At 39.0% G+C, this 20,575-nt stretch carries 17 protein-coding genes and 1 pseudogene; 7 read left to right on the top strand and 11 right to left on the bottom strand.

Annotated features, from left to right (window positions below):
• Window positions 1-162: 162 nt before the first annotated feature.
• Genes AAEY94_RS20355 through AAEY94_RS20340 form a run of 4 tightly spaced genes read right to left on the bottom strand, consistent with a single transcriptional unit; the run spans window position 163 to window position 6,825 of the window.
• Window positions 163-1,554, bottom strand: a complete 1,392-nt coding sequence (locus AAEY94_RS20355) for a tyrosine-type recombinase/integrase (RefSeq protein WP_123882987.1) — start codon at window positions 1,552-1,554, stop codon at window positions 163-165.
• Window position 1,555: 1 nt separating this feature from the next.
• Complete coding sequence (locus AAEY94_RS20350) at window positions 1,556-2,077, bottom strand: hypothetical protein (RefSeq protein WP_182723572.1); 522 nt, start codon at window positions 2,075-2,077, stop codon at window positions 1,556-1,558.
• A 9-nt stretch (window positions 2,078-2,086) separates the two neighbouring features.
• The gene (locus AAEY94_RS20345; RefSeq protein WP_182723573.1) at window positions 2,087-4,477 is read right to left on the bottom strand and encodes an integrase; all 2,391 of its coding nucleotides are present in this window, start codon (window positions 4,475-4,477) and stop codon (window positions 2,087-2,089) included.
• A complete protein-coding gene (locus AAEY94_RS20340) occupies window positions 4,462-6,825 on the bottom strand; it encodes a hypothetical protein (RefSeq protein WP_182723574.1) in 2,364 nt (787 codons plus the stop codon). The genes AAEY94_RS20345 and AAEY94_RS20340 overlap by 16 nt, the downstream gene beginning before the upstream one ends.
• A gap of 141 nt (window positions 6,826-6,966) precedes the next feature.
• Here AAEY94_RS20340 and AAEY94_RS20335 point away from each other — a divergent pair.
• The 4 genes and pseudogenes from AAEY94_RS20335 to AAEY94_RS20320 all read left to right on the top strand — a co-directional run.
• Window positions 6,967-7,167, top strand: a pseudogene (locus tag AAEY94_RS20335) (alternative ribosome rescue aminoacyl-tRNA hydrolase ArfB); the annotation flags it as partial.
• Between the two features lie 224 nt (window positions 7,168-7,391).
• Window positions 7,392-7,838, top strand: a complete 447-nt coding sequence (aroQ, locus tag AAEY94_RS20330) for a type II 3-dehydroquinate dehydratase (RefSeq protein ID WP_182744972.1) — start codon at window positions 7,392-7,394, stop codon at window positions 7,836-7,838.
• Window positions 7,839-7,863: 25 nt separating this feature from the next.
• Window positions 7,864-8,256, top strand: a complete 393-nt coding sequence (locus AAEY94_RS20325) for a DUF3859 domain-containing protein (protein ID WP_350979870.1) — start codon at window positions 7,864-7,866, stop codon at window positions 8,254-8,256.
• A 91-nt stretch (window positions 8,257-8,347) separates the two neighbouring features.
• Entirely contained in the window at window positions 8,348-9,355 is a 1,008-nt protein-coding gene (locus tag AAEY94_RS20320) for a class I SAM-dependent rRNA methyltransferase (RefSeq protein ID WP_350979868.1), read from the top strand.
• A 125-nt stretch (window positions 9,356-9,480) separates the two neighbouring features.
• On the opposite strand, the gene AAEY94_RS20315 is transcribed toward AAEY94_RS20320, so the two are convergent.
• A complete protein-coding gene (locus AAEY94_RS20315) occupies window positions 9,481-11,244 on the bottom strand; it encodes an alkaline phosphatase D family protein (protein WP_350979866.1) in 1,764 nt (587 codons plus the stop codon).
• Between the two features lie 322 nt (window positions 11,245-11,566).
• Between AAEY94_RS20315 and ohr the strand changes: the two genes are divergently transcribed.
• The gene (gene ohr / locus AAEY94_RS20310) at window positions 11,567-11,989 is read left to right on the top strand and encodes an organic hydroperoxide reductase Ohr (protein WP_101085075.1); all 423 of its coding nucleotides are present in this window, start codon (window positions 11,567-11,569) and stop codon (window positions 11,987-11,989) included.
• 126 nt (window positions 11,990-12,115) lie between these two features.
• Here ohr and AAEY94_RS20305 read toward each other — a convergent pair whose 3' ends face one another.
• The 4 genes from AAEY94_RS20305 to AAEY94_RS20290 all read right to left on the bottom strand — a co-directional run bounded on the left by AAEY94_RS20305 (window position 12,116) and on the right by AAEY94_RS20290 (window position 16,116).
• On the bottom strand, window positions 12,116-13,300 hold the full coding sequence (locus tag AAEY94_RS20305; protein WP_350979864.1) for a tetratricopeptide repeat protein: 1,185 nt from the start codon (window positions 13,298-13,300) through the stop codon (window positions 12,116-12,118).
• 216 nt (window positions 13,301-13,516) lie between these two features.
• Window positions 13,517-14,527 (bottom strand): LLM class flavin-dependent oxidoreductase, encoded by a 1,011-nt coding sequence (locus AAEY94_RS20300; RefSeq protein WP_350979874.1) that lies wholly within the window; start codon window positions 14,525-14,527, stop codon window positions 13,517-13,519.
• An 88-nt stretch (window positions 14,528-14,615) separates the two neighbouring features.
• Complete coding sequence (locus tag AAEY94_RS20295; RefSeq protein ID WP_162023961.1) at window positions 14,616-15,140, bottom strand: DUF3087 domain-containing protein; 525 nt, start codon at window positions 15,138-15,140, stop codon at window positions 14,616-14,618.
• Between the two features lie 208 nt (window positions 15,141-15,348).
• The gene (locus AAEY94_RS20290) at window positions 15,349-16,116 is read right to left on the bottom strand and encodes an SDR family NAD(P)-dependent oxidoreductase (RefSeq protein ID WP_350979862.1); all 768 of its coding nucleotides are present in this window, start codon (window positions 16,114-16,116) and stop codon (window positions 15,349-15,351) included.
• Window positions 16,117-16,221: 105 nt separating this feature from the next.
• On the opposite strand from AAEY94_RS20290, the gene AAEY94_RS20285 reads away from it, so the two are divergent.
• Window positions 16,222-16,557 carry a winged helix-turn-helix transcriptional regulator gene (locus AAEY94_RS20285; protein WP_011639018.1) on the top strand — a complete coding sequence of 112 codons (336 nt, stop codon included), beginning with the start codon at window positions 16,222-16,224 and terminating at the stop codon, window positions 16,555-16,557.
• 45 nt (window positions 16,558-16,602) lie between these two features.
• Here AAEY94_RS20285 and AAEY94_RS20280 read toward each other — a convergent pair whose 3' ends face one another.
• The gene (locus AAEY94_RS20280; RefSeq protein ID WP_350979860.1) at window positions 16,603-18,075 is read right to left on the bottom strand and encodes an MBL fold metallo-hydrolase RNA specificity domain-containing protein; all 1,473 of its coding nucleotides are present in this window, start codon (window positions 18,073-18,075) and stop codon (window positions 16,603-16,605) included.
• Between the two features lie 369 nt (window positions 18,076-18,444).
• On the opposite strand from AAEY94_RS20280, the gene AAEY94_RS20275 reads away from it, so the two are divergent.
• Entirely contained in the window at window positions 18,445-19,653 is a 1,209-nt protein-coding gene (locus AAEY94_RS20275) for a porin (protein WP_101085069.1), read from the top strand.
• A gap of 158 nt (window positions 19,654-19,811) precedes the next feature.
• Here the strand turns inward: AAEY94_RS20275 and AAEY94_RS20270 are convergent, their stop codons facing one another.
• On the bottom strand, window positions 19,812-20,321 hold the full coding sequence (locus AAEY94_RS20270) for a peptidylprolyl isomerase (RefSeq protein WP_350979858.1): 510 nt from the start codon (window positions 20,319-20,321) through the stop codon (window positions 19,812-19,814).
• Window positions 20,322-20,575 lie beyond the last annotated feature (254 nt).

Here is a 20,575-nt window from a genome sequence, read left to right as displayed (position 1 = left end):
TTCATGTGCTACCTTCCATTGACCCTAATAGGGTACTGATTGAAAAGCAGTTACACAAAATTATTTACAGGCTCATTAGTTTAAATATTTTCTTCGGAGACTATCACATATGCCTCTCGATAACTGAAAATATAAATAGAGAATCTTGAAAATAAACCATGCTTATTTTTTATTTAGAGATTGTGCGATATCAACCTCAAATGCACATAATATTTTTTTTATTAGAAATATGCTCTCAGTCATTGTTGCTTCTTTATCTTCTAATTGTTGTTCAATATTCTGAACTTGTCGTTTTACTATTTTAACTGAATCTTTTAATTGAACCGCATTATACGTTTTACTGTATCCATTCAAATCAGCAAAGACTAAGTTAATATATCTATCAAGTGATTTTGGGTTTTTATGTCCTACCCATTGTTGCAACTGCATCTTAAAACGCTCTGTATGTAGTAAGAATTCTCGAAACTTATCTGCTGAAGTGATTTCCTTGTGCTGTAAAATAAGTTCTTTAAGCTTGTTTGTAATGAAGGCATGTCTGTATAAATGAGGGTGTAGCTCTCCCTCTATAGCTAAATCCTTCTTCCATATGTTCATATATTTTGTCAGTGTTGCACTTTGAAGCATATTCCCAGTAATCAACGATATGAATAAATAACCATGGTCATTAGCTTTACCTATGGTGCGCTTGATGACTTGATTACGCACCTTGTTAATATATTGTTGAATGTCTACTAGTAGTGCCCGTGTCACTGGAATACTTCTAGTGACATCATGCTCCGTCTGTTTTAAGGTCGTTAATGTTAAGTAAGCATTAGCCCCAGAATTAAGTGAATCTTCTATATTTTTTATCTTAATTAAGTGTATCTCGGTAATGCGAGCACCGAGTTGTTCTAAGCATTGGTACAAGGCTATGTCACGAAGTCGCTTTTCACGGTTTTTTTGAGTTTTAATGTAGTCCCAAACCTTGAGTGCGCTCTCTTCACTAACTGGAAATCTACTTTTAACGGCATCCTTAGTTGGAACACTGGCGTGACTAATAACCTCAACTTCTCTTTGGTGCTTAGAACCTTCGATTTGGATTTTATATTTTTTAATCTTGACTCGTAATATATTTTCTTTTCCTTCACCAATGAAGTTCTCAAGGTCATGGCAAGTCTGTACAAAACTTAAAAAATCGAGACATCTATGTGCAATCTGTATGACATGATTATTACTACGAGAGAGCTCACCGAACTTATCTCTTTCTGCTTGTAAGCTATTGACAAACAGCGTAAAAGACGAATCCGTAAGTTTGCTAAAATGCATTTTATTTTGACTACAAAAGCGCACTAAATGATGAATATGCATTGCGTAAGTTCTTAATGTTCCCCCCTTAACACGTCGAGACATAGCAGCTACTAGTTGCCTATGCATATACATATTCGCTTCAAAGCAAGGGACTCCATTATTGTAAGTAATAAAAGGGGTATTACTTGCATCAACCATTTTTAGCTTCTGATCGAGCGGAGAGTAGAAATCCCAACGCTCAAAAGTTTTTAAAAGAGTTACAGGCATTTCAAACTCCACCATTCTGCGTAAAACTGAGCTTAGCTTTAATCTTTTTGTTCATTTCTTGATATGTGATCCTTCTTTGCTCAAAACTATCACTCGAGTAAGCCATTTGCTTTAAGTCTCGGCGCAACTCACTAATCATGATTGATAATAAAAAGTGGCACTTGTGCATTGTGTCTAACTTCACCTCAAGTTCACCAACTTTATTTTTCAACCCAGCTCGAGTTGACTTGATTGCTTTATCGCCAATCGCAGCGGCATCTATTCCATCACGAGCTTTAATTCTCAACTCATCCAACTCTAAAAAACCTCTATCTAACAAAGACTCAGATGCGCTTTTTAGAGTGTTCAGCGAGCAAGGAGAAATATTTCTTTCAATATCACTGAATTTTGCTAAACCACTTTGTGACTTCAGAGCTATTAATAGTATTTCAATACCTATAAAATCTAAAGGAGAAGTAATTATTGAGAGTAATAATGCCTTGGTTTCTATGATTTTTTTTTGGTTTACCTCTAACGTTTTCATTGTTACACCTTAATCTAATTTTTTTACTCTAAGCGTTAATGAAAAGTCATTGATTTTATGGCCATCATGTTCAATAGTGAAAAACTCTGGTTCTAAGGATATAACTCCATCATCTAAAAGCTCAAGTATCTGAAATTCCATATTTTCTTGTAACTTAATTTGCTCAATATGTGGTTCAGTTTTGTAGCAATTAGAATCTTCATAATCAATAGCCGCATCTGTAATGGCTGAAAGTGAAATGTTTGCGCTGTGAACACCATAATGTTCCGCTATTACATCGGCTAACTGTTGTATATTATCAAGTTTGTTTTTTTGTATGGCATCGATAATGTAAGACGCTTTTACACCATTCAATACTGCCCCAGTTTCACTTTCAGTAATATAGTTGTAAAGATGTTGCATGTCTGTATGCCCAAGCATCCAACGTAGAGTGTCCAAACCATCAAAGCTTTTTGACCAAAAAAATACCATCGCAAAGAAACGACGGAGCTGGTGCTGTCTAATATAGTAACGACGTTGTTCACTATTCTCTAATGTCACAATTGGAGTCTCAAAATAATCACACGCTACATCTACATGTTTATAGTATGAGAGTTTAGTAATCTTATTCACAATAAACTCTTGGGTGTTGACATTATTAAATAAAGATAACTCAGACTTATTTAAAGCAGCTTTTGAGATTGCTTGATTAAATCTCTCTAACTTCCATATAATTTTAGCGACTGAACGAGGAATTGGCCGTCTAATTTTTGCGTTCATACCATGCTTTCCTCCGTTACCTGATTTTTTTAAATAAGAGATTAGGTCATAGTCAGTGTTTTCCCCAATGTCACTAAATGGGTTAATATTAGGATATAAATTCCCATGATCTTTTAGTTTAATCAATTCATCGATACGCTTTGCCATTACTGCACCTGTTAGAATCTGAATTGAACCCATAAGTACATCATATAGAGAAAAAAGACTTTCATTATTCCGCATCTTTATGAACATGCCGTCGTTATATGGTAGGGATAGTCTTTTAACTCCCTTTTTTATAAGCTTCATATCAACTAGCTTCATAGCATCCGAGATTACCCAGGCTCCCCGTTCAGAAGAAGATAGTTTGGGTCTAGATTTTTGGTTTTTTCCATAATAATTCTTATTGTTAGAATTTTTTGCGGAGCTTTTGGTTCTTCCGATAGTGAGAACTAAGAGCATTGAATTTAGGATCGAATCTTGATGTTCATAACAGAACTCAAAACAGCTCTCGATTAAATTAAAAACCAATTGAGGAGGTAATGTCGCATATCGCCCTTTTCTTCTTAGTTTTATATGCTTACTTACTCTTGAAAGTGTTATGTCATTCAATACTTGTGGAGGGAGTTGGCTTACATCATATCTTCCTTGAACAGTATTCAAGAGCATGAGTGCACCAAGAATGTTTCTCAGTGAAACTTCACTCATCATCTCTGACTCTTCTACACAAGGAATGGCTTTAAACTCTTTTACACCATCGATCTTTACAAGTTGTAATTCGTCGAAAGTTGCAATACCTTTATTGGCAACTGGAATAATTTTACCACCATATATTAAAGAATGAAGAACATGCGGATTTCCTTGTAAATGCTTACGTGTAAATAGGCCTAATTTCGTTGAATTAATCGTACTTTGGTAATAGCCATTTTTGTTTAACCAGCAACACACTTTCACTCTATCACAATCTGAAAAATTCAAAACTGACTCATCAGGAAGTAATGAACGAGAAAGATATGGATAATCTTTCGAAAACAATTTAGCCTCGTGGTCACTAACACAAGATACTTTTTCTATTAAAAACTTACGAACCTTATTAGTATAATCATATAGACCATTTAAGGTGCCGCTTTCACCGTATTTAATCATTAAATCCATAAAAAAGTCGCTGGATAAACCAGACAAGTGTTGCTCTGTAAGGTTACTAGCCTCACTATGAATGAGTATGCTATTAATAAGTGAAATAATTAATAATATCCCTATATTTACCGATATCCCTTTTTTAAATTTCCCTGCATTTTCACGTGGGTTATCAGTGGCAGTAATCCAATATTTAAATGCTCTAAGAAGCGGAGAATGACTTGAATGCGTAAGTTTTTTACCATCACTTAAAGTAACAGCGCTCCAATCAATAAATCTTTTATAAGAAGTACCATTATCTTTTATTTCGATATGCCACTGAGGCGCTATAAAGTCATTCAACAACCAATATGGCTTTCGTTCATCATAGTCGTAAATCCCAGTAACATTATTCGTCGCGATTCTTAAGGCTCTAAAATCATTATTCTCGATAGAAGCATTGTAGAGCTCTTTTAACTCGGCATTTGTAAGTTCTGAGAGAGTTTTAGATTTATTTACAATACATTCAATTAATTTTTCCGGCATAATAAATTCTCTTTAAATTGTTTTAAATTTAGTGGATTATTGACCGCTGAATCATAAAGAGAAATAGTTTCTATGGGGGGTCGTCTAAACTTCTCTCCATCTTGACTCAAACTAAAATGACTCAATATAAAAACTGCTGATTCATACCATTTTTGAACTATAGGTTTGAATAAATCTTCTTGAGTAGCATTATCAACTATATGTTGAATAGCCAAAAGAACTTGAAACAAAGGAGTGCTAAGTGTAAACACCAATTCATCTATTTTATTGGCATAACATTTATCTTTCTTATTGTAAATATTAGACCTATCCGACTCAAGATGTTTAGGTATATCTCCTAACTTATGGTTTTTTAAAAAACACTCTAATGACACTTCATTAAAATCTAGTGCGTCAAACAAATAAGGTGAATCCTTTAACGCTTGAAAAATAATTGAGTTTTGAAATTGACGAACCCATCGTTTATGAAAGTAATTCATTAGAGGCTCTGGCAGATAAATTTTTATAAGATCCGAACGTACTTTGTTATGCCCCAAAGCCTCAGAAACATCATTAATAGATTGTGTTTCGAGGTAAATTTGTAATGCTCTCGCTTTTCGAATACTACGAAGAGTAACAATCGATGATAATTTTTTTGCATCCGATTTACTTAAAATTAATTGCTGATCCTCATTATATGAATCGACATAAAATATTTGACTAGATTTGCTTGATATTACTAATAGTTTACCTACGTCTTTTGACCTGCTTGCGACTTGCAGATTTGCAGTTAACATGACAAAGCGCCAATCATTACCACCGTTTCTCTTTAATGACTCTCTTGCAAATCGGGTGTGTTCGATGAGTACATCAACAATAGACTTAGAATAATCTGTCAAAATTACTTCTTGCTGAGCATTTGTTGCACCTTTTCTATGTTTAAAGCTAACAGCTATCCAATTCTCCCCAACTTGTTTCAATCCAACTAGGTTTCCGTTTCTGTCGTACAACTCCCACTCTTGAAGCCAACTAGGTGTAATTTTTGGATGTTTAAGGATTATGAGTAAAGCTAAACATAATAAGGATTGAGGAGTCGGTAGGCACAATTCCTTTAGTAAAATCAATCCTTGAGCATCGAAACCCAAGTACTTCGTAGTCCTAGCACCCACACCAAAACCATAATGATAAAAAGTAGCTACGCTGTTGTCTAAATGATTAATACCTACTGGTATCACATTTTCTCTTGTTACATTACTTGGATGTGGTTTTATTTTTCCAGTTTCTCGAAAATTTTTATTTCGTTGTAATCGATACTTTATATCATCAAAAACTTTTTTACATATAATTCGGATATGCTCTAGATCTCGTTCTAACCGTTTTTTTATTAAATCTAATGCCTCATCATCTTTAATTTCCAAAGGAATATCAATAAGCCACCGTTCATTTTCTCTTTCACTAAAACTACCACCTATTGAAATACCGTGTTCACTTTTCATAGGCTCTTTAAACTCAGGTAATATAAACGGTTTATTTGGCTCATCAATATAACCTGTAGCAATAAAGCAATCAGAAAAAACCCTAATAGTACATGTCCAGTTCTTTATAAATGATTTAGGATCATTGTTTTTCATTAATGACTTAAAAAGCATTGAGTTTAAAACATCTTCCATTAAATTCATTGAGTTTTCACTTTTAAGTGAGTGTTCTAAAATTTGTCTTGTTTTGCAATGCTCTGTAAATTCATCAAGTAAACTAACTATATAATATATGTTAGCCCTAATTGTTGCTGACTTATGTTTTTTTGCATAGTTACATATTAAAATATAATATTTATCAGTTAATTCTTCGCCATATGTATCATGGAAATTTGCAAGATGTATCGAAAAGGAATGACCTATTTTGTTTTTACATGTCCAACCACCATAATATTTAAGAAGTAATAAATTGACGTTCATAGATTTATATAAAACTATTTTATCTTTTACATCTTCTGACCATCGAGTGTCAGAAATATTTATATTCTGCAAAACCATATTATTACGTTTAGCAAACTCTCTAAATATTTTTTTAAAGTGATAACAATATTTATAATGAGTCATGGCTGAGGCTTTAAGCTCTGTATAAATAAATCCGATCAATATAGACAGATGTGCATTTAGTTTCACTTCACTGTTTCGAATATCGAGAGCATTATATTGAGTATTTGATGTTCGAACACAAATATCAATAAAAGTTGAATATACATTTATGAACTGTCCGTTTTCGCTTTTCTTAACGGTTAAGAAAATTATTTTTTCCAACTCATTTCGATAGTCACTAGACAAGACTTTATAAAGTTTTGGATAATATGTAAGTTGCTTGGGGAGCATAGTGACACCTAATTCTAATGAGTAACAGTATGAATACTAGCTCAAGACTGACACGTGTCAATCATTTTTTTTAAAAAAGTTTACCGTAAGTGTATGATTTGCTTTGTTATAATGGAAATTGACAAGTATTGCGATTCGGGGAAAAGTCAACAATCACGCAGCCAAGATTTTAACCGCCAAACCGCACTGGAACAATTTATTGAACTGGTAAGAAGCGTCGGCATAGTACAAAAAGCCCGTATACCAACCAAGGCGACAAAAGGCAGCCAAAAGCGACGCATTGAAACCAAAAAACAACGTGGTGCCACTAAAGCGATGCGCCAAAATAAATCTGATTATTAATAAGTAATTAGTAAATAATTAGCCAGTTGCTAGTAAATCATTAGTAAGTCGCTAGCAAATTACTAGCAAAAAAGTGAATCCGCCATCACTCAATGACTAAGGTCTTACCCTAGTTGAGCATTTTTTGGTTTACCTGATAACCGTCTTCGGTAAGAATGCTTGTTGAACCCTCTTTTGTGCTGCATATTAAGCCGACTTATCTTGCGATTTTTATAGGAACCATCATGAGCCAAACAGCAAAAGTTTTATTGATCAACGGTCCTAATCTCAATCTATTAGGCCGTCGCGAACCCGGACATTATGGTCACCAAACACTCAGCACTATTGTGGATGAATTAACTCGCAATGCGACTCAGGCAGGCGTTACGCTTGAACATATTCAGTCCAATGCCGAGTATCAATTGATTGATGCAATTCATGCTACCGACGCTCAATTTATTATTATCAATCCAGCAGCCTTTACGCACACCAGTGTTGCTTTGCGTGATGCCATACTTGGGGTAGCGATTCCGTTTATTGAAGTACATTTATCTAACGTACATGCCCGCGAACCTTTTAGGCACCATTCGTACTTTTCAGATAAAGCCCTAGGAGTAATTTGTGGCCTAGGCGCACAAGGTTATGATTTTGCTCTGCAAGCGGCGATTAAGCACTTGAGCGATAAACACTAAATATCATTCTATAAAGGGATAGCCCTTGAGTAAGTTAAAAGCGGACGTGAGCATTATTTACAGTGGCATATTCAGCCAATGGGACAATCAAAGCGATGACTTGCCGCGCTTGTTGCAGGCAACGATACATGTACCTGCGATTATCGACACCGAATTTGGCTTTATCACGCGCATCAAAAAGGCTAAAAACCAAGTACTCACTTATTGTATTTACCACCCTAACATTACCGATGACGACGGTAATGTTAGCCCACCGTTTGATGGTGAGATATTTATCAAAGAAAATGATTGGCGCTTTTATCTGGGTGATTGCATCTGGGCACCGATCACTAATAAGGTCGGTAACTGGCGGATGACGCTGAAGTTAAATGGCAAAATTATTGCCGACAAAACCTTTAAGGTGCATCTACCAGATTAATTGCGACGCCTAATAGTCTGTACTGCAACTTCACTAAGTTAGAATGTTTGCTATAATCCGCGCCAATAGCCACACCATTTAATGAGCCCTCATGTCCATTCAAGCTGTTTTAGCCGATGCTTTAGCCAAGCGTGCCACTTTTTTTGAGCAAGCTGCCAAAGATAATACTGATTGTTATCGGGTTTTTCACGGCACCGTTGAAGGTGAAAATGGCCTTAACATTGACCGTTACGGCGATGCATGGCTGATTCAAACGTTTCACCAAACCTTATCGGCTCAGCAACTTGAAGACATATCAAGCTTACTGACTGCTCACGCGGACTACCATATCGTTTACAACGATCGCTCTGGCAGCCATTCTCGTGTTGTCAATCATGCCGAAAATGAAGCCCAAGACTTCTCGCAATCAGAGCAAGTTATCCATGAAAATGGCATTGCTTTTACCTCCAAGCTACGCCATGAAGGTCAAGATCCGCTGCTATTTTTAGATATGCGTATTGGGCGTGAATATGTGCGCGCTAACAGCCAAGGTAAGAGTGTTCTAAACTTGTTTTCATACACTTGTGGTATTGGTACTGCTGCTGCGATGGGCGGTGCTCGTAAAGTCATGAATGTCGATTTTTCATCATTTGCATTAGCTGCGGGACAAAAAAATGCCGAGCTAAACAATGTCACCGATGTGTGTGAATTTGTTCAAAGTGATGCGTTTCCGGCACTGCGTCAATTGGCGGGGTTGCCTATTGGTGGACGTCGTAATCAAAAGCTGCCTAAATACCCTAAACTGCGTGTGACTCAGTTCGATTTAGTGTTTTTAGATCCACCACGGTTTGCTAAAAGCGCCTTCGGTATTGTCGACTTAGTCAATGATTACCAAGGCTTATTTAAACCTGCAGTATTAACCACCAAAGTCGGCGGTAAAATTGTCTGTTGTAATAATGTCGCTAAAGTTGAGCGCCAAGCATGGTACGACAGCCTAGTCCGCTGCGTAGAAAAGCAGGGCCGTAAAGTCACTGCGACTCAGTGGTTAGATTGCCACCCAGACTTCCCCGCATTTGATGACAACCATCCGTTAAAAATTGTCGTGCTAACCATAGATTAGCTATTGATGAACCATAGATTAACTATGGATTAGCCATAGGTTTAGCTAAGCGATATGCCGCTTATATAAATTATTCAGCCACCTTCACGGTGGCTGAATTGTATCTGCGAATTCACATCAATTGATTACGACACTGGCGTAACTTTAGGGCTGCCAGCGGTACTGGTAGCACTGTAACCACGAGCATCTAATTGAACAAATGTCTTATCTAAAATCGTATCAACGTATTGCCAATCACTGCGAACTTCATTTTCAGTAAATGTCAGTAATAAATAGCCGCGATCTTTCAAATTAGCGTATTTGAGATCGGCGATCAAACCGACTATTGCTGCTTCAGTTGCTGGCATTTCAGCATCAGACAAGCCTAAGTAATACTCAAGACCTGGTGATGACACCGAACTGGTGGCAAATTCTATCCCAACAATATCGCCGCCACTATCGGTTAAATCGCTGGCCCAGGCATTATGGGTATCACCGGCAATCACCACCAAGTTATGTTGTAACGACTTTGCCGTCGCTAATATCACTTCGCGCTCGTAGGCGTAACCATCCCACGCATCTAAGTTGTATGGAATTGCCGGCAGCTGTAGTAATGCAATCACCTCTGGCGTCAGCTTGGCTTGATTCGCTTGTAAGTAAGCTAACTCTTCTGCGGTTAACGTTGGATCGCTAGCTTGAGCACGGCCCGCTAGCTGCGCTAATCCGGCAAGCTCAGCAAACTGCGGAATACTCATTTGCTGAGTCGCAATAGCAGCAGGCATTAACATTTTGCCCATTAACACCTGTTGACCTAATACTTGCCACTTAGCAGTAGACTGCAACAAAGTTTGTTGTAACCACAATAGTTGAGTCTGGCCTAACAGGGTGCGGTTAGTATCGGTTACATCCGCGAGAAATGTGCTGCTGTTAAACGCACCTGTAGTCGCATCAATATATTGGCTATATTCTAATTGTTTATCGCGAGCCAATACCCGAGTATCGAGCATGTGCAAATCAACCAAGTTACCGTAATTAAAGCTTCTGTAAATTTCTTCATGATTACCTTCACTCCATGGACGAATTGGCAGCCATTCAAAGTACGCTTGTAGTGCGGCTTGTTTGCGTTGATCAAAGTCACCTTCACCATCATTATGATTTTCAGCACCGTCTTTCCAGGTATCATTGGCCACTTCATGGTCATCCCACACGGTAATAAACGGTACTTTGGCATGTAGCTTTTGTAAGCTCGCATCACTACGATATTGACTGTAACGGGTGCGGTAGTCGTCTAATAAAAATAATTCACCGGCTGGCAACACTTCACGCCCAAGCTCGACAGCATGTTCACTGGCGTATTCACCACGAGCATACTCATATAAATAATCGCCTAAGTGCACTACAGCGTCCAAATCATTTTGCTGTGCAGCCATTTCATACACATTAAAATAACCAGCAGGGAAATTAGCGCATGACATTACCGCCAACTTAACTGACGCTACGCTACCTTCAGGTAATGTACGTGTTTGCCCCATTTCCGATACCGTTTCACCCGCTTTAAAACGATAGTAATACTGCTGACCTGCTTCAAGCCCAACAGCGTCCACTTTAACGGTATAGTCACGGTTTTTATTCGTCACCGTTTGGCCGTTTGTGACTACTTGACTAAAGTTGCTGTCAGTGGCGACTTCCCATGACACAGTAATATCACCTTCAACATCAGGCGTAACGCGAGTCCATAAAATCACCGCATCTGCAGCAGGGTCGCCACTGGCAACACCTTGTAAAAATTGACCCGATACGACATCGTCATCATCACTGCTACAGCCCATTAATCCATAAGACACCACTACTGCCCCAGCACCTTTAGCTGACATAGCCAAAAAGTCACGACGAGTTACAAACCGTTTCATAGCCTATCCTTATTTTTTATCGTTCGCATATTATGTGGCGATGCTTAGCACTGCCTAAGAGGTCTAATGAGTGGCTATTGTGAGAGCTAATGATGACATAAAGGTGACAGAAGAATGACAAGCTAATCATATTGATACCAAAGTAAGGCTAAGGTTTACAACCATCGGATAGTGATTTTTAGACAGTCATTGTTAAATAATAACACAACAACAAAAATTAAATTGCGCACAATGTAGTTGCAAATTATTGTCGGCTTAGTTATAGTAAACACAATTAGATTGCGCACAACTTAAATTAACTAACTTTTACACGAGGTTTACTATGAAAGCACTATATACCACTTCAGCAACAGCATTAGCAGGCCGTAATGGCCAAGTTTCTACCGACGATAAAAAAGTAGATTTACAATTAAGTTACCCAAAAGAAATGGGTGGCAGTGGTGAGTTTACTAATCCAGAACAGTTATTTGCTGCCGGTTATGCCGCATGTTTTTCTAACGCGATTCTGCATGTAGCCAGCCAAAGTAAAGTCGCTATCAAGGCAGCTCCAACGACAGCAACTGTCGGTATCGGTGCCAATGACAATGGTGGTTTTGCATTAACAGTAGCGCTAGCAGTTGAACTTGAACTCGACCAAGCAGAAGCTGAACAGTTAGTGAAAACAGCCCACCAAGTTTGCCCATATTCAAACGCAGTACGTGGCAACATCGATGTAAAATTAACCGTAAACGGTCAAGCGATTTAAGCTTTTTGTAAACCAGTTTTACTGACTTACAAACAAAAAAACCAAGACAGATGTCTTGGTTTTTCTATGTTGATGTCAAAGGTCATCATCGTGGTGAACAACGACAGTTTAATGAACCATCAACACTTAATCAGGCACTTTTTTTAACATATCTAATTTGGCTAAATAGTGCTTTTTACTGTCTGGCATATCAGTTAGTTCAATCGCTTTTTTTAATATTTTCTGAGCCTTTTTTGTATTACCTAGACCCAATTGAGCTCTGGCTAGCGCAAAATAAGCCGGATGGAAATAAGGCGCGTTATCGATAAACTTTTCTAAGAAGATGACGGTGGTTTTATAGTCTTTAAATTCCAATGCCTCAATACCCAAACTGTAGTAGCTGTATGGGTTACTCGACTCAAGCGACAACAAGTATTGGTCGATCTTTTTTGCTTCAGCCGTTCTGCTTTGTAATTCCAGTAATAAGCGGTAATTACTTAATACTGCCAAGGAATTCGGCTTAATATCAAGGGCATATAGGTAGAGTTTTTCGGCTGTCTGTTCGTCACCTAAACGGCGATGAGTAATGGCCATCATATTAATCAAAGCATCATAATCTGGCGCTAGCTTTAGCCCTTGCTCAAGTAAGATAAAAGCAAATTCATACTGCTTTTCTAGCATGGCATCGGCCGCTAAATTACGATAAAACATCGCTAAAAATTTAGATTCTGAGACGATTTCACCGGTGCGATCAAAACGATCTGGAAAATAATCAATCACAGTAGCAATACCGCCACTAAGAAAATGCCCACTCGGTTTTTCATCATACAAAAATGTGCGTACATGGTCTGATGTGACAAGAATATCGGAGGTGATATTGGTCAATATTGGCGCGGCATGAACCACTTGAAATACCGGATATACATTCAATTCTTTTGCGACTGAATAGGTCAGCAATGCCAATGCCATACAATTGCCAGACTGATTACTCCATGACTCAGTACTGGTATAATTTTTCCCTTCATAATTGAAATTAGTCATTTTATGGTTAATAAACTCAGACACTTTTAAGCGATTGGGCAGTGCTTTAATGTTATCTCTGGCGGTAAACCCAGCTAATTCTTGTCGCTGTATTTCGGAGAGATAAGTCAGACTGGCAATCTCAGGCACATTTTCGGCAGAAGTGGAATGAATCAGAGCTTGATTAAACTGCGGTAAATGGTAAGCGTTTTGGCTATTTTCTGAATTGGCAGAGCAAGCACTAAGTAAAACAGTGCATAGTAATAAGACAAGGTTCGGGTGGCATAAACGATTAACGCTCAGCATAGGCATTGGCAACATTCCGTGTAGTCATTGATTAACTTAATATGAATCAATTAATTCAACATTACAAGGCAACCCAAATAGCCACTACCCATGTTAGAGAGCACCCGTGCCCACTTTATTAATATCAATGAACACAGGTTTGTTATGACACAAAAAAACGCTCACTCGTTGTGAACGCTTAATCATATTTGTGGATGTTATCGTTACCGTTATTATGGAAACTTATTGTTTCACGCTCATTAAAATATCCAGGGCGCGTAAACGATGTTCACTGTCATATAAGTCATTGGTAAACATAAGCTCATCAACGCCTAGCTGTTGAACAATCACTTCAAGTCGATGTTTAATCGTTGCTGGTCCGCCACACACCGACAAACTTAAAAAGTTATCGACGTAGCTTTTCTCTTGCTCGCTCCACAACCCATCCATACTATCGACAGGCGGTTTAAGCCACATTTCATTACCACGAATTAACGCCAAAATACGTTGTTTCGAGCTAGAACTAAGGTACTCTGCTTCAGCATCTGTTGGGGCGGCGACCAAAGGTAATCCCAACATAACATAAGGCTTGCTCAATACCGCCGAAGGGATAAATTCACGTCGATAAAGCGCTACTGCATCATGTAAAAAACGCGGCGCAAAGTGGCCTGCAAATACATATGGCAATCCACGTTTTGCAGCCAACTGAGCGCTAAACAAACTTGAACCTAATAACCAAATGGGCACATTAGTGTCTTCGCCCGGAATCGCTCTCACTTGGGCGGAGGCAGCTTGCTGACGCTGCGCTCGCGGACCTAATAATGATTGCAGTTCGCTCACTTCTTCTGGGAAATGTTCAGCTCGGCTATCATCACGATTCAATGCGCGACTCGTCACTTGGTCGCTACCGGGTGCGCGACCTAAGCCTAAATCGATACGGTTGGGATACAGGCTGGCCAAGGTGCCAAACTGCTCGGCAACCACTAAGGGGGCATGATTAGGTAACATGATCCCGCCAGCGCCAACACGAATACGTTGAGTTCCACCTGCAATATAGCCAATTAATATCGAGGTTGCCGAACATATAATGCCTGGCATATTGTGATGTTCAGCCAACCAAAAACGATTAATACCAACATTTTCGGCATGTTGGGCATAACGCAGGCTACCTTGTAACGTTTCAGTGACGTTGGCATCTTCGCGCATAGGAGCGAGTTCAAGTAATGAAAAAGGAATATCTGCCAATATTGACATCATGGCTCCTTATTTAAGGTAAGAATTGATGGCATCCGCTGAAAACCACGCTATAACGCTAGCAAAAAAGTTATCAACAGATGATGGTCTAAAAGGCTTGTAGCATGTCGGGAGTAAACTCATCAGCATCAACAGAAATACCAGCCGCATCAATGCATTTCTGTAGTTTATCTAACTCATTATTGACGTTTGAAATAGTTAAGGTGTTGTTATCTAACTCATACACTAGCGCTAAGCTTTGATAATAAAAACTGAGGATGACTAATGCATCACGGTTATTGTCTTTGGCGGCTAGTTGAATCGATTTAAGCTTGCGGTAAATTTTGTTCTGCAACTGTTTCAGTTGCCACACATAATACACTTCATAAAATTTCGGTTTTGAACGCAGGTTACGTATTAAAAATACGCACACCATTAACGCCAAAATCACCCCAGTAAAATTAAGATGAAAATTGCCAGTAGCCTCTGCACCGGGTAATGGCTTAACGCCAAAAAAATAGATCATCAACTGACCCAATATTACTGACAAAATAGCCAGCGTTGCCACTAAACCTATCTGCACTTGATTATTAACCGAACGATACTGGCTTTTATTAATGTTAACTAACTTCATCACACCGCTCACATCACTTATTTATCTATAGCTTAACGTGTTAGAGCGATTTATAGAATGAAATATTAACGCTTATTAAGTGTGATTTAATCTAAAGTTATCGGATGTAATGTTATTGGATGTAAGTTAGCGAATAATAAGGAGCGACCAAGATCGCCCCCCAAACATTCATATTTCAAATAGGCAATGCTCTATTGTAAGCAAAGTGTTAGTTACGACCAGCCATCACGCCACCATCTACATCCCATACCGCGCCAGTCACCCAAGCGGCTTTATCTGATAACAAAAATACTATGCTATTTGCTACATCGGTCGGACTACCTACTCGGCCAATGGGATGGAATGGATTGAAACTGTCGAGCACACTAGCCATATCTTGTGGTTCGATAAAAGCTTGATAAATTGGCGTGCTAACAACAGCTGGCGATACCGCATTAACACGAATGTTATGATCCGCTAGTTCCATTGCCATGTGCTGAGTTAACGCATGTAATCCTGCTTTGGCCATAGAATATGCGCTTGACGGTGTGGCTTTAATGGCTTGTTTAGCCCACATAGAACCAATGTTCACTATGCTACCGCCATGATGTTTAATCATGTTTCTGGCTACCGCTTGTGAAATCACAAAAATGGCTTTGTTAAGCTCCATGTAAATATCGTAATCACTCATTTGATGATCTAAAAACGGCTTAGGATTAAAATAGCCTGCAGCATTCACTAAATGATCGATTTTATGATCCATGGAATTGATCATATTGATCAAACGGCTGAGATCTTGCGGGTCATATAAATTGGCTTGAAACCCACTGACACTCCCCAGCGAAGACAGTTGCGCCACTGCAGCATTGAGTTTATCGGTTTTATTGCCAACGATAATGGTATCAACACCTTGCGACACGAGTTGCTTGGCTGTTTCAAAACCGATACCGCTTGTACCGCCAATAATCAGCGCTGTTGTTTGAGTTGAATTCGTCATTTGAGCACACCTAATAAAAGAGTAAGTGTGTTAAGCTTATTGGCAAACTATCCAATTGAATAGTAAGTACAATTAAGTCCTATAGGCACTTTTAGGTACATATTAATGAATACAAAAGAAAAATTATTTCTGCGAAAGTCTGCTCCAGAAAAAAGTGCCCGTATGGTCGAAACCATTTACGGCTGTAAATGGTCATTAACTGTGTATCAGTTATTAGCCAATAACATTAATCGTCCCGGTGAAATGGTAAAATCAGTTGAAGGACTCAGCACCAAAGTACTGAATCAATGTTTGAAAAAAAACATCGAATTTGGCATTTTGAATAAAATTAATTACCCTGAAATTCCACCGAGAGTAGAATACCAAGTGACCGAATTTGGGCAAAAGTTTATGCGCATATTAGATGATATTGAAAAGCTGCAACACGAAATTGATGCTTAGCCCGCAGGCTAAGCAATCGTTCACCTAATAACCCCTTCACTCAAATTAAATTGTTGATGGATCATTATATTCACTCGCCTTATTCAGCCACACAAACTCTGGCAAAGCGTTTAAGTCTAAACAATCTCCTCGCTCAGCAATGGCGCTATTTTTCGGTTTTTTAACACTGTCTTGATTAAGCGCTTCAATCAATACTTGCTGTGCTTTTAGTTCACCATGTACCAATATTACCGCGGGTGATTGCTCAAAATGGCGATACCAAGACAATAACTCGGCTTGGTCAGCATGGGCTGATAACCCACCTACAGTATGAATACTGGCAGCAACCTTAATACTTTGGCCATGAATCGTCAGCTCTTCAGCACCGTCGACTAATATCCGCCCTGGCGTTCCCATTGCCTGAAAACCACAAATAATAATATCGGCTTCTTTACGCCATAGGTTATGCACAAAATGATTGCGAATTCGGCCGCCATTACACATACCACTGCCGGCAATAATGATTAATCCTTTATGAATATCGTTCAACTCTATCGACTCTTCAGTGCTACACACAAATTCAGCACTGGATAACAACGGATGTTGCCCAGGCGATAAGCTGGTAAAACGCTTAAAGTCATCGTCCATCAACGGATAATTGTTAACATATACCTCGGTTGCTTTTATCGCCATTGGACTGTCTAAACAAATACGCCAACGTGATAAGTCCCACTCTTTGGCATATAAATGAAATAGATAAAGAAGCTCTTGAGCACGTCCCACCGAAAATGCCGGGATCAAAATATTGCCCCTACTTTCATGAATAGTTCGTTTGAAAATTGATTTCAGTTCAACCAAGGTATCTTGCCAACTGCGGTGTAATCTATCGCCGTAAGTACTTTCCATTAGCACTAAATCAGCTTGTTCAATAAACGTTGGGTCATCCAAAACCGGCATACCTGCACGACCTAAATCACCACTAAAAACCAGTTTTTTCTGTTGAGGTTTATTGCCTAACCACAACTCCACCACCGCAGAACCCAGAATATGTCCCGCATCGGACAAGCAAACCTCTACCCCATCGGCAACCTGCACTCGCTGGCCATAATCTACCATCACAAACTGCGCCATTACTTGATCGACATCTTTCTCGGTAAATAGCGGTTCAAGCAGTTCTAAATCATGTTTTGCACGTTTTTTATTTTGCCTGTCGGTATCTCTTTCTTGCAGCATGGCAGCATCACGCAACATGACATCACATAACTGTGCGGTGGCTTTTTGAGTATAAATGGGTCCAGTAAACCCCTGATTAATCAAATAAGGCAAACGGCCGGAATGATCAATATGGGCATGGCTTAATACCACTGCATGGATTTGTGTGGCGTCGAATGGAAAAGGATCGTGATTACGTAACGCGTCAGCTTTACTCCCTTGAATTAATCCACAATCAAGCAGCACTTGCTGCCCTTTGACTGTGAGTAAATGGCAAGATCCAGTGACCTCTTGAGTTGCGCCGTGAAACTGTAAAGTCATGTCCATAATGTCGCCCCCGATAAAATCGATAACAGTGCTAAATTAAGCGTATGCCATTGGTAAAATAAAGTCGCGATCTACATCAAATAAACGCTCAAAAAACACGCTATTTTAAAGGCAAATAAAAAACCACATTAAGTGCATAAGTAACCACCAAGTAACATTTACTTACACTTATTAACTGCGGTACAACTCAGTATTAACACTCGATTTTACTAAGTCATTGAACAACGAATTTTATGAGATATATCGCCTTTTTTGAGCACATTTCACTTTGTGAGTCACTCATAGGTTTGATATTCTCCGTCGCCTCAATGGAAAGATATATTAACGGACTAAGCTGTGCTTACTCAAACAACAAGACAAGAGATTAAAATGAACAGAACATTAATTGCAGCATTAATTTCAACAATTCTTATTGCACCTGCAGCGTCAGCAATCGAAGTTTATAAAGATGATGTTAATGCGGTTAAAATTGGCGGCTTTATCGATGCGCGCGTGATCAATACTCAAGGTGAAACAGAAGTTGTTAACGGTGCTTCACGGATTAATTTTGGTTTTAGTCGTCAACTACAAAATGACTGGAAAGCTTACGCCTTGCTTGAATGGGGTGTAAATCCAGTAGGTAGCACAGATATTGTTTACAATAATCGCTTTGAATCAATTCAAGACGAGTTTTTCTATAATCGTCTTGGTTATGCCGGTTTATCACATGACAAATACGGTAGCATCACAATTGGCAAGCAATGGGGTGCTTGGTATGACGTGGTGTACAGCACAAACTATGGCTTTGTATGGGACGGAAACACTGCGGGTGTTTACACTTACAACAAAGATGACGGCGCGGTAAATGGTGTCGGTCGTGGTGACAAAACAGTTCAATATCGTAACAGCTTTGGCGACGTAAGTTTTGCCGTGCAAGCCCAACTTAAAAACAGTGCTTTCTATACTTGTGATGTAGAAAATATCACTCAAGATGCCTGTGAAGAGTTATGGGCAGCAAGTTCAACGTCGGCACAGCAAGTTGAGTATAACTATACCTATGGTGGTGCTGTCACTTACCAAGCCACTGATAAGCTAGTGCTAACTGCCGGTGTTAACCGTGGTGAGTTTGATGTGACCTTTGGTAACGGTGGAACATCCACTGCTGTTGATCTTATTTACGGCATGGGTATCACTTGGGGCAACTTTGAGCAGAATGGTTTTTATGCTGCTGCCAACGTAAACAAAAACGAAAATCATGACACCGACAATATCGGTCGTTTAATTAACGACGCTGTGGGTATTGAATCATTGTTCTCGTACAAGTTCGATAACAACATTCGTACTTTTATTTCGTACAACATTCTTGATGCTGGATCTAACTACGTGATCCAACCTAACTACAATGCCGATCAAGATGACGTTTTTAAACGTCAGTTTTTCGTAGTAGGTTTACATTATGTATTTGACCCAGATACTGTTTTATATGTTGAAGCTCGCCGTGATTACAGCGATTTCACCAGTGCAGACAAAGCACAACAAGCCAGAATGGAACTGTCTGAAGATGACGGCATTGCCATTGGTATTCGTTTCACACTTTAATGTGACTACTGTGGTTTAACACAGATCAAAAAAGGTTCGACAGTGATGTCGAACCTTTTTTATTGCGTTGTTTTAAGCTAGTTCTTAATAGTAAGTGCTTAATAGCTATTACTTACTCGCTAATGTTTAATAGCGAGTGTGTAAATAGCACTGCACATTTAAGCAACAGATTTCTCGTCAACAATGGTCACTTTCTCAACAATAATCGGCTCACGCGGTACATCTTCATGGCCTGCCATCGTCGTTGTTTTAACTCGCTCCATTTGCTGAATAACATCCATACCGGCGGTTACTTTGGCAAACACCGCATAACCCCAACCCGCATTGGTCATTGCTGCGTGGTCTAGAAAATCATTGTCGGCGACATTAATAAAAAATTGCCCAGTAGCTGAATGCGGCGAATCTGTTCGAGCCATCGCCAAAGTACCCAACACGTTGTTCAAACCTTTATTGGCTTCATTGGCAATAGGGTCACGAGTAGGTTTTTCTTTCATTTTGGCGGTTAAGCCACCGCCCTGCACCATAAAACCTTTAATAACCCGATGAAAAATAGTGCCGTCATAAAAACCGTCTTGGCAGTATTTTAAAAAGTTTTTTGAAGAAACCGGCGCACGTTCCATTTCAAGCTCTACGGTAAAATCGCCAAGGTTGGTGCTAAAGATAATCATATACAGCCATGTTCCAAAAATGAGAATAGCCGCCATTATATTATATAGAACCGTAGGCGGCTATCGCGCTTATTGTTGAATGAAATTCTATCCTTTAAACACTTTCCACTTATTGCGCTGGTTGATTAAATAAATCCTTCGCGGTGCGTGTCATAGCCCTAACCCCAGTGCGAATGATTAACGGCATAGATAACCGGGTGCAAACTGACTTGAATGTAAACGTTCAAGTTTATTGCGCTGGTTGATTAAATAAA

The sequence above is a fragment of the Shewanella sp. AC34-MNA-CIBAN-0136 genome (genome assembly GCF_040309945.1).
GTDB lineage: Bacteria > Pseudomonadota > Gammaproteobacteria > Enterobacterales > Shewanellaceae > Shewanella.
Note: the sequence above shows the minus strand (reverse complement) of the source record. Positions and strands in the feature narration are given on the sequence as shown.

What these genes read in the sequence shown, in the direction of transcription:
- AAEY94_RS20355 (WP_123882987.1), bottom strand. Translation starts at nt 1,554, where the DNA reads ATGCCTGTAACTCTTTTAAAAACTTTTGAGCGTTGGGATTTCTACTCT.
- AAEY94_RS20350 (WP_182723572.1), bottom strand. Translation starts at nt 2,077, where the DNA reads ATGAAAACGTTAGAGGTAAACCAAAAAAAAATCATAGAAACCAAGGCA.
- AAEY94_RS20345 (WP_182723573.1), bottom strand. Translation starts at nt 4,477, where the DNA reads ATGCCGGAAAAATTAATTGAATGTATTGTAAATAAATCTAAAACTCTC.
- AAEY94_RS20340 (WP_182723574.1), bottom strand. Translation starts at nt 6,825, where the DNA reads ATGCTCCCCAAGCAACTTACATATTATCCAAAACTTTATAAAGTCTTG.
- aroQ (WP_182744972.1), top strand. Translation starts at nt 7,392, where the DNA reads ATGAGCCAAACAGCAAAAGTTTTATTGATCAACGGTCCTAATCTCAAT.
- AAEY94_RS20320 (WP_350979868.1), top strand. Translation starts at nt 8,348, where the DNA reads ATGTCCATTCAAGCTGTTTTAGCCGATGCTTTAGCCAAGCGTGCCACT.
- AAEY94_RS20315 (WP_350979866.1), bottom strand. Translation starts at nt 11,244, where the DNA reads ATGAAACGGTTTGTAACTCGTCGTGACTTTTTGGCTATGTCAGCTAAA.
- ohr (WP_101085075.1), top strand. Translation starts at nt 11,567, where the DNA reads ATGAAAGCACTATATACCACTTCAGCAACAGCATTAGCAGGCCGTAAT.
- AAEY94_RS20305 (WP_350979864.1), bottom strand. Translation starts at nt 13,300, where the DNA reads ATGCCTATGCTGAGCGTTAATCGTTTATGCCACCCGAACCTTGTCTTA.
- AAEY94_RS20300 (WP_350979874.1), bottom strand. Translation starts at nt 14,527, where the DNA reads ATGTCAATATTGGCAGATATTCCTTTTTCATTACTTGAACTCGCTCCT.
- AAEY94_RS20295 (WP_162023961.1), bottom strand. Translation starts at nt 15,140, where the DNA reads ATGAAGTTAGTTAACATTAATAAAAGCCAGTATCGTTCGGTTAATAAT.
- AAEY94_RS20290 (WP_350979862.1), bottom strand. Translation starts at nt 16,116, where the DNA reads ATGACGAATTCAACTCAAACAACAGCGCTGATTATTGGCGGTACAAGC.
- AAEY94_RS20285 (WP_011639018.1), top strand. Translation starts at nt 16,222, where the DNA reads ATGAATACAAAAGAAAAATTATTTCTGCGAAAGTCTGCTCCAGAAAAA.
- AAEY94_RS20280 (WP_350979860.1), bottom strand. Translation starts at nt 18,075, where the DNA reads ATGGACATGACTTTACAGTTTCACGGCGCAACTCAAGAGGTCACTGGA.
- AAEY94_RS20275 (WP_101085069.1), top strand. Translation starts at nt 18,445, where the DNA reads ATGAACAGAACATTAATTGCAGCATTAATTTCAACAATTCTTATTGCA.
- AAEY94_RS20270 (WP_350979858.1), bottom strand. Translation starts at nt 20,321, where the DNA reads ATGATTATCTTTAGCACCAACCTTGGCGATTTTACCGTAGAGCTTGAA.